The sequence below is a fragment of the Chloroflexota bacterium genome, assembly GCA_016219275.1.
Classification (GTDB): Bacteria; Chloroflexota; Anaerolineae; order UBA4142; family UBA4142; genus JACRBM01.
Map to the genome: position 1 here is coordinate 1 of JACRBM010000078.1, position 14,558 is coordinate 14,558.

At 59.4% G+C, this 14,558-nt stretch carries 11 protein-coding genes; all 11 read right to left on the reverse strand.

Annotated features, from left to right (window positions below; all coding sequences use genetic code 11):
• Positions 1-2,142: CHAT domain-containing protein (locus HY868_21830; GenBank protein MBI5304790.1), on the reverse strand; the 2,142-nt coding region annotated here is incomplete at its 3' end.
• A 415-nt stretch (positions 2,143-2,557) separates the two neighbouring features.
• Positions 2,558-4,144, reverse strand: coding sequence for a response regulator (locus HY868_21835; protein MBI5304791.1), 1,587 nt, complete (start codon positions 4,142-4,144; stop codon positions 2,558-2,560).
• 121 nt (positions 4,145-4,265) lie between these two features.
• Positions 4,266-5,042, reverse strand: coding sequence for a LysM peptidoglycan-binding domain-containing protein (locus HY868_21840; protein ID MBI5304792.1), 777 nt, complete (start codon positions 5,040-5,042; stop codon positions 4,266-4,268).
• A gap of 192 nt (positions 5,043-5,234) precedes the next feature.
• Positions 5,235-6,440: a CAP domain-containing protein gene (locus HY868_21845; GenBank protein MBI5304793.1), complete on the reverse strand. Its 1,206-nt coding sequence runs from the start codon at positions 6,438-6,440 to the stop codon at positions 5,235-5,237.
• The gene (locus HY868_21850; GenBank protein MBI5304794.1) at positions 6,425-8,143 is read right to left on the reverse strand and encodes a hypothetical protein; all 1,719 of its coding nucleotides are present in this window, start codon (positions 8,141-8,143) and stop codon (positions 6,425-6,427) included. Before HY868_21850 ends, HY868_21845 begins: the two co-directional genes overlap by 16 nt.
• The gene (locus HY868_21855; protein MBI5304795.1) at positions 8,144-8,989 is read right to left on the reverse strand and encodes a GNAT family N-acetyltransferase; all 846 of its coding nucleotides are present in this window, start codon (positions 8,987-8,989) and stop codon (positions 8,144-8,146) included.
• Between the two features lie 94 nt (positions 8,990-9,083).
• A complete protein-coding gene (gene secF / locus HY868_21860; protein ID MBI5304796.1) occupies positions 9,084-10,034 on the reverse strand; it encodes a protein translocase subunit SecF in 951 nt (316 codons plus the stop codon).
• Positions 10,035-10,454: 420 nt separating this feature from the next.
• Complete coding sequence (secD, locus tag HY868_21865) at positions 10,455-11,867, reverse strand: protein translocase subunit SecD (protein MBI5304797.1); 1,413 nt, start codon at positions 11,865-11,867, stop codon at positions 10,455-10,457.
• Positions 11,868-11,985: 118 nt separating this feature from the next.
• Positions 11,986-12,336 carry a hypothetical protein gene (locus HY868_21870; GenBank protein MBI5304798.1) on the reverse strand — a complete coding sequence of 117 codons (351 nt, stop codon included), beginning with the start codon at positions 12,334-12,336 and terminating at the stop codon, positions 11,986-11,988.
• Positions 12,336-13,043, reverse strand: a complete 708-nt coding sequence (locus tag HY868_21875; protein MBI5304799.1) for a serine/threonine-protein phosphatase — start codon at positions 13,041-13,043, stop codon at positions 12,336-12,338. The genes HY868_21870 and HY868_21875 overlap by 1 nt, the downstream gene beginning before the upstream one ends.
• Before the next feature lie 64 nt (positions 13,044-13,107).
• A complete protein-coding gene (locus HY868_21880; protein ID MBI5304800.1) occupies positions 13,108-14,505 on the reverse strand; it encodes a CCA tRNA nucleotidyltransferase in 1,398 nt (465 codons plus the stop codon).
• Between the last annotated feature and the right edge of the window lie 53 nt (positions 14,506-14,558).

Below are 14,558 nucleotides of genomic sequence, written 5' to 3' on the forward strand. Positions count from 1 at the left end.
CACCCATTGCCACACCGCATCCAACACCGCGCTCAATTCATCCGCCGGCATCAACGGCTCGCGCCCCAGCACCGATTCAAAATTGTCGAGAATGATCAGTAGGGGCGGGATCTCCCCGCCCTGCATTAGCGCGGCGATGCGTTGCACCGGGTCGCCATCGCCGATGACGAAATTCGGATCGCGCGTGAGCGTTTGTCCGACCCAGGAACACAACTGCGCGAGCGAGCCGCCGCCCTCGAACGAAACGAACGCCGCGCCGCCGGGGAATCGCCCGGTGCGCGTGAACCATCGCCCGGCTTCTGCCGCGAGCGTCGTCTTGCCGATGCCGCCAAAGCCGTGCAGAACGACGATGCGATGCGTCGCAAACGCGCGTTCAATCGCGAGCAATTCGCGCGCGCGACCGTGAAATTTGTGCAAGGGTTCGGGAGGCAACGCGGCGGGTAACCTCACCCCCGCCCGGACCCTCCCCCTGGCCATGGGGGTGGGTGTTGGGTGGGGGTCAAACACCACCGGGTCAACCGATTGCTGATACAACGCCGGAAGAAACCAATCGCGCAAATGCGTCGTCACTTCGATTTGGTCGCCGCGCGCGTTCGTGCGAATCAACGTGTGACGATTTTCGTCCGCGAGCAACGCGCGCCGCCCCGTGTCCACCGCTTGCCCAATCGTCAAGCCGTCCACCAAGCCGCCGTAAAACGCGCCGACGAATTTTTGCGCCGCGACGACAAGCACGGAATAATTCATCGCCAGCACATTGCCGACGACCGCGCGAATGAGCCGCGCCGCGACGCTCGCGTACGGGTTCGCGTCTTTTTGCGCCGCGCTCTGGCATGCGTTCAACGCGATGAGCGGCACGCCGCAGTTGAACAACAACGTGCCGAGCCGGTTCGCATCCACGCGGTCCGATTTGTGCGCGTCGTCCTCGAACAACAAATAGCCCAAGCCGATGGTCTGGTCGTACACACCGTGTCCGTCGAAATGGACGACGTGCACGCGCGATTTGTGCCGATCGCGCAAACGCGCATCGAGCGCGGAGAGCGTGGGCGAATCGAGAAACTCGACCGCGACCTGGTCGCCGAGTTCGTCGAGCGCGTTGAGGAGCGGAATCGTTTCACTGCGCGGATCAATAAACCCGGCATCGTCCGGGCGCGCAGTAACGATGAGGATTCGCACCGGCAATTCAAACGTTTGCGCGGGCGCAACGGTGGTCGCGTTTTGCAAACGTCGGCGCACGCCAATCCCGCGCGCGAAAATATGTCCGCCTTCGTCCGCGAACAATTCCCAGGGCAAACGCAGGACGCGCGGGTCGGTAGCATCAACAGTAATTAGTAATTGGGAATTGGTAATTGGGGTGTCGAGGAATTGTTGCCAGAGACGCGGCGCGTCTTTGCCAACCAAAACGCTGTCGCGCAACGCGCGTCCCCAGGATTCCAAATCGTGTTCGATGCGCGCGGCGCGTTCGTAATCCGGTTGCGAGGGCCAAAAAGAAAAATCTTCGAGATACCAACGCAAATCCGCGAGTTGCTTGTCGTCGAGCGGCGGCGTGAACGAAACCGGATTCGTGGATACGCCGAAATCCGGTCGAAACATCGAAACAAAAATTGGCGCGGTGTCGTTTTCGGAAGTGAAACGGAGAGAGAGTTCAATCGGTTTGACCGGGGTTGTCGGTGTCGGCGCGACGGGAGGTGCGGGCGGCGGCACACTCGCGGATGATTGCGCCGGCGATTTGATCGCGTCGAGGAGACGTTGCCACGCAAAATTCCAATCGTGCGGCGCGACAAAACCCACATACGTGAGCATGCCGATGCGCGGCGGCAGTTTGCAATTTTCTTTGAGGAGCGGAATCAAGCGCAGTTCTCGATTGATCGGATCGAGCGTTTGCAACATCAAGTTTTCGAACGCGGTCCAATCGCTCGCGAGATAATTCGGTGTGAGGACGAGAACCGTCTTGCGGCTCGTCCTGACCGCGCGCTCCATTTCGGTCACGCCTACCGCGCCAACGCGAAAATCGCGAAAATCAATGCACACGCGCAAGCCGTGCGCTTCGAGCCATTTCAACAGATCGCCGCGCACCCACTCGGCGTCCTTGCTGCTGTACGAGATGAAAACGTCATAGTCGAACTGGGTCACCGCGTCAGACATGAGCGTCCTCCCTAATCAATGGTTCTCAGTGCGCTTGGTCTTGAAAAATCACCCAACGTGCCTTTGCGTTATCATAGCACAAGTTTTCGATTTTGTGACAAGGAATTTCCGATACTTTGAGCAAATTCCTAACTCGGACAAGCCGAAATCAATCAAGGAATCTGGATGGGACGCGGACGAGCGCAGACAAGCGCAGAAAAAATTTATCTGCGTTCATCTGCGTTCATCTGCGTCCAATAATCTTTGCTTTTTGTGCAAACATTTCACTCGTAAGGTACCAGTCAGGTTTTTAGAAACCTGACTGGTCTTGGATGCAACGCATATCGTAAACCGAATCAGAATTCGCTCTAAACAAAACGCGGATGAACGCGAAGAAAATCCGCGTTCATCCGCGTCCAATTTGTGCGCGATCAATTCACATCGCGCGACTCACTGCGCGCGATTCCGCGATCACGCGCAGAACCTCGGCAACGTCGAACGGCTTTTGCAAAATGAGATCCACGCCCAGCTCGTGCGCCTTGCGCGGATCGAGCGACACCGCCCACCCGCTCATCAACACCACAATCGCTTGCGGATTGAGTCGCTTGATGCCCTGCGCCACTTCCCAGCCGGACATGCCCGGCATTCCCAGGTCGGTGAACACGAGATCGAATTTCTTGCGCCGATATTCCGCGATGCCTTCCGAACCGCTCTCCGCCGTCACAACCGAATGACCTTCCGAGGACAACATCCGCCCCACCATGTCGCGCACCGCGCTCTCGTTGTCAATCACCAGCACCGACAACACTTGCGGAGTTTCTTCGGGCGCAACCGCTTTGGGTTCCGTCACGCGCGGCGCGACGATCAGTGTGAGCGTGACCGTCGTCCCGCGTCCCGGCGCGCTCTCGATGGACCAGATACCGTTGTGATCCGTGAGCGTGCGCGCCGCCATCGTCAAGCCCATGCCCAAATGCGGCGAACCCTTCGTCGAAAAGAACGGATCGAAAATGCGTTGCCGCACCGCGTCCGCCATACCTTCGCCGTTGTCAATGATCGAAACGAGCACCGTGTTCGCTTTGCGTTCCGTCCGCAACGTAATCATGCCGCCGCGCGGCAGGGCTTCAATCGCGTTGATGATGAGTTCGACGAACACGCGCCGCAGTTGCATCGGTTGCGCGCGCACGGGCGGCACGTCGGCGAAATCGCGCACGACGTCAATGAACAAGCCCTGGACTTCGGCTTGATCGCGCCACATAAAGCGCGTCACCTCGGACGCGTCGCGCAACAACAAGTTCACGTCGGTCTCGACGAACTGGGATTGTGTTTCGGCGCGCGCGAATTCTTGCAAGCGCCGCATCATCTGCGCGCCGCTCGTCGCCGCGTGACTAATCTCATCGAGTTCGTAGCGCGCGTCGTCGTCGCGCACGCGGTCGTGCAACAATTGCGCGCGACCCAGGATGGACGCGAGCACGTCGTTGAGCGAATGCGCCGCGCCGCCGGTCAACTGACCGATCACGCGATATTGCGCGCCCGCTGCCAAACGCGTTTGACCGGTTTCGATGTACGCGGTACTGACGAGCAACGTGATGCCATTGAATAATTCGTCGAGCGCCTCGAACGTGAGTTGCAGTTCGGGACCGGGCGAGTACGCGCGCATCAACAACGGCACGAGCGTGCGTTGGTACTCGGCGCTCAAACGCAACGCGCCGTCGAACAACAGACTCGATTGCGCGAGTTGGCGCGCCCAGTCGTCGAGCGCGGTGAACGCTTCGCGCAAATTCGAATAGCGCAAGCCGGTAAAAAAGGCGCGGACGACCTCTTCTGTCAGTTCGCCGGACCCGGTCTCACGCCCCGGCGAATAGGTCAGCGCGATTTGGCGGTACGTGTTCGCCCACACACTCAGCAGTTCGCCGGCGAACGGTTCGATCCGCGCGGCGAACTCCGCAAGCGCAGGCGCATGATCGCGCGTGCGTTCGATCACCAGGTCAACCACGTACGGCGCTAGTCCAATGCCTTCGTTCAAAGCACGCCTCCTGCGACCTCACGCCTCACCCCACTCCCCCCACCCCCCGCGCCCCACTCCTGATTCTTTTAATCAGGAGAGGGGAGAGGGGGCGAAGGGGGTGAGGGGTGAGGTGGGAAGGTTAATCCGAAAAAAGTTGTGTGGCAACGACGCGGCGCGAATCGCCGGTCGCCGAGAGCGCAACACCCGTGCGCCGATATTGTCCGTTGAGAATATTCGCGCGATGTTCCGTGCTACTCAACCAACTCGCCACAAATTGATGCGCGAGTTCCGACGACGAATAACGCGCGAGCACCGTGAGCCAGGGTGGAACCCAGAACGCGTCGTTCTTAACTTCGGCGATATTTTCGCCAGCGGTGTGATACGTGTACTTGGTCGCTTGCAAATAACGCAACAACGGTTGTTGCCCGGTCTGCGGATCGTAGTGACTGAAATAATTGCGCGCGACCATATCCGCGCACCGATCATTCGCCATGCGCGTGAGCGTCAAGTCGGCGCGCAGCAGGGGCAAACCGCGTTGCGCGCGCACTGAGTTGATTTCCGCGACCACTGCGGCGACCGATTCGTCGAGATTCGTCGAGTGTCCCGACGCGGTGGCAGTCGCGCGCGCCGCCGCGACCGCGCTCGGCGTGGGAACGCGCAAACGCCAACCCGGTTGGAGCAACGATGGATCGCGCGCGAGTTGCGGATAGAGTTCGATATTGAGCGCGATCAACTGCTCGATCGTCATGTAATGGCGCGCCGCGATTTGACTGACCGTATCGTCCGCTTGAACGACGTACGTCGCGTGATCGTCCGCGCTCGCCGATGCCGGCGCGGACGAAAACAGCGGCGGGGCATTGCACGCCGTGAGCAAACATAGGATCGTCAGCAAAACAAGGTAACGCGTATTATTCATCGTTTAGCAATACCTTCGCCAAATCGTTTTCACCCGTTTTTTTATCCGCAAATAACGCGAATCTCCGCTAATTTTTTAATTCATTCGCGTTATTCGCGGATGAATTTATGATTTTGGCGAAGGTGTTGTTAGAAGTAAAGGATTGCTTTTGGATCGGATTTTGTAGAGACGTTCGCGGAGCGTGCAACGTCTCTACAAAATCCGATTGGCAAGCCGATTGACCAACGCGAGCACGCCAAGCATCACGCCGATGCCGAACGCGCCGAGCGCGACTGGGTCGGGCAATTGGTTCGCGTCGGTTGTCTCCGCGCGCGATTCTGGTGTAGCGGTGACAACAAACGGCGTAATCGTCGGGCTTGGCATCGGCGTCCATGTCGCCGTTTCGGTTGGGCTATCGGTCGGCGTTGGCGATGACGTCTCGGTAGGTGCAATGGTCGCCGTTGCCGTGACCGTAGAAGTCGCCGGCGCTCGCGTGGCAGTGCGCGTCAGTGTCGCGGTCGCGCGCGGCGTTGCCGTCACATCGCGCGTGCTCGTCGCCGCGATTTGCGCGGCAGGCGCGCGACCCGCCGGCGCATCATTGCTCGCGCCGAACGCGATCGAGGCGCTCGACGTTGCGGTGCGTCCTTTCGCATCGCGATACTTGACGTAGACGGTTTTGGTACTTGCGTCCTCAGCGAGCGTCCACTTGATCGGTGATGCAAATGGTTGCCAGGATGCGCCGGCAAAATTCGACGCGTTGGAAATTTGTACTTCCGTCGGCTTGCCGATGTTCGCACCATCGCCGGCGGGCGCGACCTCATCAGTGGTCAACGTAAGACGCACATTCAAATCGGTTGTGCGCGGCGCGCCATCGTTGATAAACACGGGCAGCACGTTCGGTTGCGCGCCGAATACGAGCACGTAAACAAATGTGCCAATCGTCGTCGGCGCGACGCCGATCCCAAGCTCGCGATAGAGTGGATGCAGAATGTTGCCGCGATGCGGCGCGCTCTCCATCCACATCGCGAACGCCGTCGCCGTGTCGCGATAGTTCGCCCAGTTCTCGCCAATGCGTCTGCCCCAGCTGTACGCGCCGTACCCGGCGCGCGCCGCGCGATCCGCCGCCATCGAGCCGTCCGAACCAACGTGACCGTACTTGCCGGAATTCACGACATCGTTCGCGTGATTTTGCGCGGCGGCGGTCAACGATGCGTTCAGCGCGAGCGGGGCAAGTCCGCGCGCCACACGTTCGCGATTGATCCGCGCGAGCAGATCGGCAGTCACATTCGCCGATTGGGCATCGGCGCGGGGCAACGCGAACGACCACCACATCACGAACAGCGCGCATCCCAGGATCGCGCGTATGGCATACTGGGACGCGTGCGCGCGCAAAGGGAAAATTGTCAGGGCACACCCCACAACGGCGAACCCTTTTCTTCGAACGCGTTTTTCTCCGCGTTGTAAATCCGCGAGTACTCACCCACTCTGGTCACGCGCCCATCGCGTTCGACGGCAAAGTACGTGTACCGATGATTGATGCATCCGGCAGGACAATCGCCCCAGCCCTCCCAGAACACGATGAGCCACGCGTCCTGGCGCGGCAAGATCACTTTGATGTCCGTACTCGCGCCGATTGCGCCCGCGCTCTTGGGCTTGATGTGCGCGACTTCGGGAAACTGTTTTTTGATAATCGCAATGGCGGCGTCGGATGTATTCACACTAGGCACCAGGGTGCGCGTGGGGATCACGCGCGTTACAGTTGGAATCGGCGTCGGCGGAATTGGCGATGGCGTCGCGCTCGGCGCGAGCGTCGCGATGGCGGATGGCGCGGGGGTCGCAATCGGTAACGCGACACTGGGCGGCGTTGGCGTCGAAAACTCGAAAGGCATCACGTCCACTCGACGCGCCTCCAGGTGGCTCGTGCCGAGTCGTACGTAATTCACCGTCGCGCGCAGACGAATCACGGTCCACGCGTCCACACGCGCGGATGGATCGAGTCCGCGCGGCGGCGCGCCGGTCACATAGATCGCGCCGCTCGCATCGGCGATGACCCAGTCACTGCGCGAGACCGGCGGATTGCCGCGCGCTTCGCCGTAGACGTTCCAACCGCGAAAGTAGCCGACGATCTCGAACGCGCGTCCGTCGAATTCGCGCGGCGCGTTGAGAATCGTACCAAGCCAATCGGTGAGATGCGCGGCGCGTGGCAGGTTCGGCGCAAAACGCACACGATACACGCGCTCGCCTTCGCGAAACAACGCGCCGGGATACGTCTTGCCGACGAGCGCGGCAATCGCCGCGAAATTATTTCCTGCGACCGTCACGCCGTCTGCGACATCCGCCAGGCGCACGCCGGCGTCTTTCCACTCGCCGAAATTCGCGCTCGCGATTTCGCTCGCCGAACCGGCAAGCGTCGCACTGAGAAAACCATCGGTCGGTGTAAACGATTGCGCGTCGGTCGGCATCGCGCGTTGGATGATGGCGTACGCGTCGGCGAATTGCTGGGGCGTGTTCGCATCATCCGGCGCGTACACGCGCACCGTTTTCGCGCGCGCGAGATACACACTGATCGTCGCGGTTGCCTGGTCGGGCGCTTTGACGCGCGGTTCATAGTACTCTTGCAAACCGAAAAAACCGGTCTGGTTCAAATCGTTGAGCAGAGTTTGGATCTGCGTTTCGGTCAAGCGTCCCACGCGGACGGACGCGTCGAGTCCATTGGCAAAACCAGGTTCACCGGCAAAGACCACCAAGCCGTCGCCAAACAATCGAAACATCGGCACGTGCGCGTCGCGCGGCATTGGCGTGCCCCCGCCGAACGTATCGGCTTCGATCACGATCGCGCGCGTGTTGCGTTCGTAATTCAACGCGAGCGGCGCGATGGTTTGCGCGCGGGTCGGCGCGCGCGTCGCTTCGAGTACACGCGTCGCGGACAGTGTTTTGCTCGGTGCGGGCGTCGCGTTCGTGCTGGCAACCGTCGCGCGCGGCGTAACCGTGACGGTTTCCTCGCGCACCGAACTGGGAATCGTAATCGGCGCGCACGCGGCAAGCAAAAGAACAATCAAGAAAAGAAAATATCGGATCACAGAATTGGTATCTACCCAGCCCAACCTAGCGAAGGTTGGCATTCACAAAATTTTCTCGTAGATCAGCATGCCAGTTTCACAAAGATAACCGGCGTCTTGGAGTACGCCGTTCAAAAGTGGATGGTCGGCGACGATGATTTCGACGCGCCGGTAATCGCGATGATCCGCTTCGGCGCGCGCAGCAAGCGCGAGTTGGCGCAACGCGTGCGCGTCGCCAATGAACGCGTGGACGATCAGCGCGCGCCAATCATCGCCCTGTTCGTCGTGCAAGAACATCCAACCCGATTTGACCGCGCGCACTTGGTACGCGTCCAACGCGGCTTGGACACGCGCGCGCGTGAGGTACGTCCAACGCCAATCGCGATTGGGCAAGAGGACATTCCCCGCGACGCGCGGCGCAAAATCGCGCCACGCCATCAAGAGCAAGTTCGCATCGGAGGCGGCGGCAATGTGCGCGCATTCGCCGGGCAACGCGTCGGCGTTCCATTCGTTGAATCGCGCGATGACGTGATAACCCAGGAACTCGATCGCGTGTTGCGCGACGGTATTCTTGCGGCTCGTCGCCAGACGCGCGAGGCGACCACCATGTTCGCGCGCCCACGCGCATCCCACGCGATCCATCGTCAACGCCACGCCTTGACGACGAAACTCTGGATGCACGCGCATCCCTTCCATCCACATGACGCCGCCTTCGATGGGCTTGACATGCAGAATGCCCACGGGCTGGGCATCCGCTTCGCCGACGATGAGACAGCTCGTCGTATCGGCAAGCCAAGCGTCCCACGCTTCCGAAATGTAATCACCCCACGAAAACGTGTTTTGGCAAAACGCGAGGATGGGAGCTTTGTCCTCCGGGCGCGCAGGGCGCGCGTGAATTTGCGGCGGCACGAGCGTATCTTATCACAAGCGCCCAGGAGCGTCAAAAAGAAACAGCCACGCTCGATTCGAGGTGGCTGTCGTGAAGGCGGAATGCGAATCCAAGTTAGGCGGCGGCTTTGTTCTGCCCGCCCTCGGAACGGTGTAGGAATTTGCCGATCTCGTGGTTCTCCCACACGACGAGCAAGGGCGCGGCGTTGAAGATGGACGAGTACATGCCGCTAAAAATGCCGATGAACATGATGACGGCAAAATGGCGAATCGTGATGCCGCCGAACAGAATGATCGCGCTCAGTGTGAACAAGGTCGTCAACACGGTGTTGATCGAGCGGTCGAGTGTTTGCAAAATGCTGTGATTGACGACTTCTTCGAACGGAATGCCGCGCAAGCGTCCCATGTTTTCGCGAATGCGGTCGAACACGACGATGGTATCGTGCACCGAAAAACCGATCACGGTGAGCGTCGCGGTGAGAAACAGCGCGTCCACTTCCCAACCCAGGATCAAGCCGGCGATGGACATGGCGCCAACAATGACGAAGACATCGTGCACCAATGCGATGATCGCGCAGACGCCGTAGCGGAACGGCTGCGGCACGCGGCGAAATGCCCAGGTGATGTACAGCAAAATCGCCATGGCGGCGAGCGCGACTGCGACAGCCGCGCGTTGCGTCACTTCGGTGCCAACCGCCGGACCAACCGATTCGGCGCGCTGTTCGGTGAACTTGCCCAGTTTCTCGGACAACGCCCCGACGATCTTGGCTTTGGCTTCGGGCGACAGTTCCTTGGAGCGAATGATCAACGTATCAGTGCCCGATGTTTGAACCGACACGTCGCTCGTGATTCCAAATTGCGCGAAGGTCTTGCCGATGTCATCCGTGTTGAAGGTTTGGGGTTTATCGAATTTGAGTTCCAACAACGTGCCGCCGGTAAAATCAATCGCCAGACGGAACGGTTGCCCGGTTTGTCCCCAGTGAATGCCCATGGCGATCAAGCCGGGAATAATCACCAACAACGACAGCGCAAAATACCAATATCGCTTTCCTACGATGTCAAGCACACGTCCTCCAATACACGAGAAATGATTTCATTAGAACGGCGCGCATTCTAGCACAAGTCCCTAAAAATGGCAAAGAAATCGGATCCACTCAGCCCACCCTTGCAAAGGTTACCGATCACTCTGCCGAGGAATCGCGCGAACACAAAAAAATCGGTTTTCAGAGAACGATACCTTCAAACCTTCGCAAGGCAGATTCACGAGAAATCGCCTTGCGATGATTGCCACACATCTTTGACTATGCTTTGACCAGACTACGACCTCACGATGCGATATTATCTGCGGAGTCAAACGGGCGGTGCGGCCCATTGTGCTCCTCCCTCCTTCCTAAAACGTCCCCGTCGTCACAAGCGACGGGGACGTTTTTTTCTCGCGCGATGAAAAAACCTTCCAGGTCTTGAAGACCTGGAAGGTTTACTTTCGCTATACGCCGAACCACCAGTGATTCTCGGTGACGTTCATGTCCATCGTCAGGCGCAGGAAGGTGCGCGTGACCGTGATCGCCGTAAACAGACTGATGAGCACGCCAATCGCGAGCGTCAGCGCGAAACCGGCGACGATGCTTGCGCCGAAACTCGCGCCGAACCAGAATAGAATTGCGCACGTGATGAGCGTCGAGACATTCGAATCGCGAATCGAAGTCCACGCGCGTTGAAAGCCGGCTTCGATAGCCAGTTCGAGCGAGCGCCCCGAACGCAGTTCTTCCTTCATGCGTTCAAAGATCAGCACGTTCGCGTCCACCGCCATGCCGACGGACAAGATAAACCCGGCAATGCCCGGCAAGGTGAGCGTCACATACGGGAACAGACCTGGCACACCGACCTTGTAGATCGCAAAGACGACCAACGCGTAGACGATCAGCGCGAGATCGGCGAGAAAACCGGGCAGACGATAGTACAGCAACATGAACAGCGCGACAATCGCCAAGCCGATGACGCCGGCAGTGATACTCTTGTTCACCGAATCGCGACCCAGGGTCGGACCGACCGCGCGCGACTCGACGACTTTGAGCGCGACCGGCAACGCGCCGTACTTGAGTTGAACGACGAGTCGTTGCGCTTCGTCCAACGTGAACTGCCCTTCGATGATGCCCTTGCCTTCGGTGATCGCGCTCTTGATAATCGGCGAGGAAATCACGCGCTTGTCAATCGTAATCGCGAGATATTTGTTGACGTTCTTGGTCGTGTAATCGCCAAAGATTTTTCCGCCGTCGTCAGACAGCGAAAAATCAATGTACGGTTGGTTAATCGTTTGCCCGAATTGCACGCTCGCCGTCCGCAGTTCGCGCCCGGTCATCACAGTGCGATACACGGTGGCGGTCAACGGCGCGGTCGCCGTGACGCCCGCCGTCGTGGTCACTGCCGGCGCCGGCGTCGGGATGGGTTGACCCGGCAGTACCACCGTAGACGGACCGGTCGTTTGAACGATCTGACCGGCTGCCAAAGACGTATCGCCCGCATCAATGAATTCGAGCAAGCCGGTATTGCCGAACGTGCGAATCGCTTCGTCCGGATTCGTCAAGCCGGGAAGTTCGACGACGATGCGGCACGCGCCTTGCCGTTGAATTACCGGTTCGACGACGCCGAGCGCGTTGACGCGGTTTTCGACAATCGCCTTGGCGGATTCCATCGCATCACTGCTCACGCTACCACATTCGACCCCGTCGGCTTGCAAGAGCACTTGCAAACCACCTTGCAAGTCCAGCCCTTCGTGGACTTTGATTTCTTTTTGAATGGGACCGATGCGCAAGCCGGGATTGTCCGGTAACGCAATCCACCCGGCGACTAGCGCGAGGAAAATGATCCCAACGAGCATTCCATAGTTACGTTCGCGCATTTCTACATTCACCTACTGATAAGATTTAGTGCGACAAAACGAAAGCGATTATAAACCAAGTGCGCTAAAGTGGCAAATTGTGTTTGGCGGTTGGAAGTTGGAGATTGGAAATTGGACGCTAGAGATTGTAAGTCGGGAATTGGAGGAATTGCACGACGCGATCACGCACCTGCTCAATCGTCAAATCGTTCGTATCGAGAAAAAAATGCGCGTGGGCGCGCGCGTGCGTGAGCCGCCGATTCATCTCGTCAAGGTAAGTCTGTTCCCAATTGACGTTCCGCCGCGCGTTGATGTTAACGAGGTTTACATCAAGGTAAATCAAGAGATCGGGTTTCGCAATCCGTTGCCACATCGTTTGAACGCCGGAGTGTTCCTGTCCGCAATCATCGGCTTGATAACCCAGCGCCTGGAGATTTTGCGCGAGCGTGGATTTGCCCGCCGCGCACGGACCGACAATCGCGATTCGCATCACTCGATTGGAAACCGCAACGTCAAACGACGCGCGTCGCTAGTGTCCGTACGCGGCACCACGCGCACGACGAGCACACTTGTATCGTCATTCGCTCTGCCGCGATCCAATTCGTTCGCGCGCGCGAGAATCGCATCCGCCAATTCCGGCGCGCCGATAGTCTCGTCACACAACTGCGACTTTACAAACGCGGCAATGTCAAATTTCTGTCCGTACCGAATTCCCGCATCGAGCACGCCATCGGTGAACACGACGACCGTCATCCGCGCCGCGAGCGGCAACTCCGCGATGACCGGTTTCATCCGGCGATGCACGCCAATCGCCTGGGACGGTTCGTCGAGCAAATGTACTGCGCCGCCATCGCTGACTAGCGCGGGACAATGACTGTTGCGCGAAATGACAATCGTCTTGCTCACCAAATCAATCGAGACGATGTGCAGTTCGGCAGACACCTTGCCGTCGTACTGCGTGTACAAGTAATCGTGCGCCGCACGCGCCGCCGCGCCGTCGCGCACGCCTTCCGCGAGCAGAGAGATCGCTTTGCGCGCGACCAGGTTCGAGATTTGCTTTGCGCCGTGACCGGTGTGCTGACCATCCACCAACACGAACGAGATGCCGCCGTGCGGTCGCTCGATCATTTCGAGCGTGTCGCCGGATTCGCGCACCGCCCATTTGGACACTTTGGCAACGGCTACTTGGAGTTCCATAGATTGGGGAGAAAAGTAGACAAGAAACCGGTAGACAGGCTTCCTTGTCTACCGGTCTACCATTCTACTTGTTTACTTGAGTACGCGCGAACGCGAACGCCTCTTCGCGCGTGTTCACTTCGCCCGCCGCTTGCGCTTCGCGAATCGCGTCGAGCAGTTCGCCAATGTGTTTGCCGGGCTCGAGGCGCAGTTCGTTCATCAACGAGCGTCCGTCGAGCAACGGCGGCGGCGCGATCACGGTTTCGTGCGCGCGAAAATACGCGTCGAGCAAGCGCGTGCAAATCGCGCGCGTCAAGACATCGGCGTCGCCATACGCGTTCGGCGCATACGTCCCGCGCCGGTCCGCCAACGCGAGAATGCACACGTCCACACCCGCATCCGCGGCATCGCGGAAAAAGCGGTGCGCCGCGCGATTCGAAACGCGTCCCTCGCGTTCCAACCACGTCGGACGTAGATGTTGCGCGACGACACGCGTCACGATTTCGACTTCCGCGTTGCTCAAGCGCAATCGTCGCGCGATCGTCGCGCTCAACTCTGCGCCTAGACTTTCGTGCGCGTAAAAGTGAATCGCGCCCGATTCGCCGACGGAACGCGTCACGGCTTTGCCGACATCGTGCAACAGCGCGCCGAGGCGTACTAGTTGAGCGCGTGAGCGATCGGACGAAACGATCTGAGCAGAATGCGTTTGCAACTCGGCGGCAAATTCGCCGTTCGCCACTTCGGTATAACCGCGCGTCTGTACAAGTTCCAGTTCGTCCGCGACGCGCAACGTGTGCTCGAACGCATCGTAGACGTGCGGCGCGGACTGGGTGACGCCTTTGAGCGCGGCGAGTTCGGGCAGCAGCGCGCCGAGCACGCCGCATTGATCGGCGAGGCGCAACGACGCGACGTGATGGTCCAGCGCGAGAATCTTGAACAGTTCGTCGCGCGCGCGTTCCATCGGCGCGAACGCGAGCAAGTGCGCGTCGCGGCGCATCAACTTGTCTGTATGCGCGCCGATCTCGAAACCGAGTTCGCCCGCAAGACGAATCGCGCGCAAGAGACGCACCGGGTCGTTCGCGAACACCTCGTCAGTCACCGCGCAAATCTGGCGCAGTTGCAAATGCTTTTGCCCGTGGAACGGATCGCGCAGGTCGTTGCTACCCAACTCCCGCGCCATCGCGTTGATCGTGAAATCGCGCGTCGCCAAGTCTTGGCGCAGATCGCCGCGCAGTTGTGCGAAATCAATGTGCGTGTCTTCGAGGATCACGCGCGCGACGTTGTGTTCTTCGTCCATCAAATAGAACGCGCCGCCACGCGCATCGGCGAATTGGCGCGCCAACTCGATCGCGTCGCCGTCGAGCGCGAGATCAATATCGCGCAAAGGACGGTCGAGGAGTTGATCGCGCACCAATCCGCCGACGAGGTACGCCTCGATGTTTTGATCGCCGAGGAACGAAATGACTTGATCCAGGATGTTCATTGGAACCTCCTGCGGCATTGCACGCGAAACAGAGATTGCTCCGCTCCGCCCGC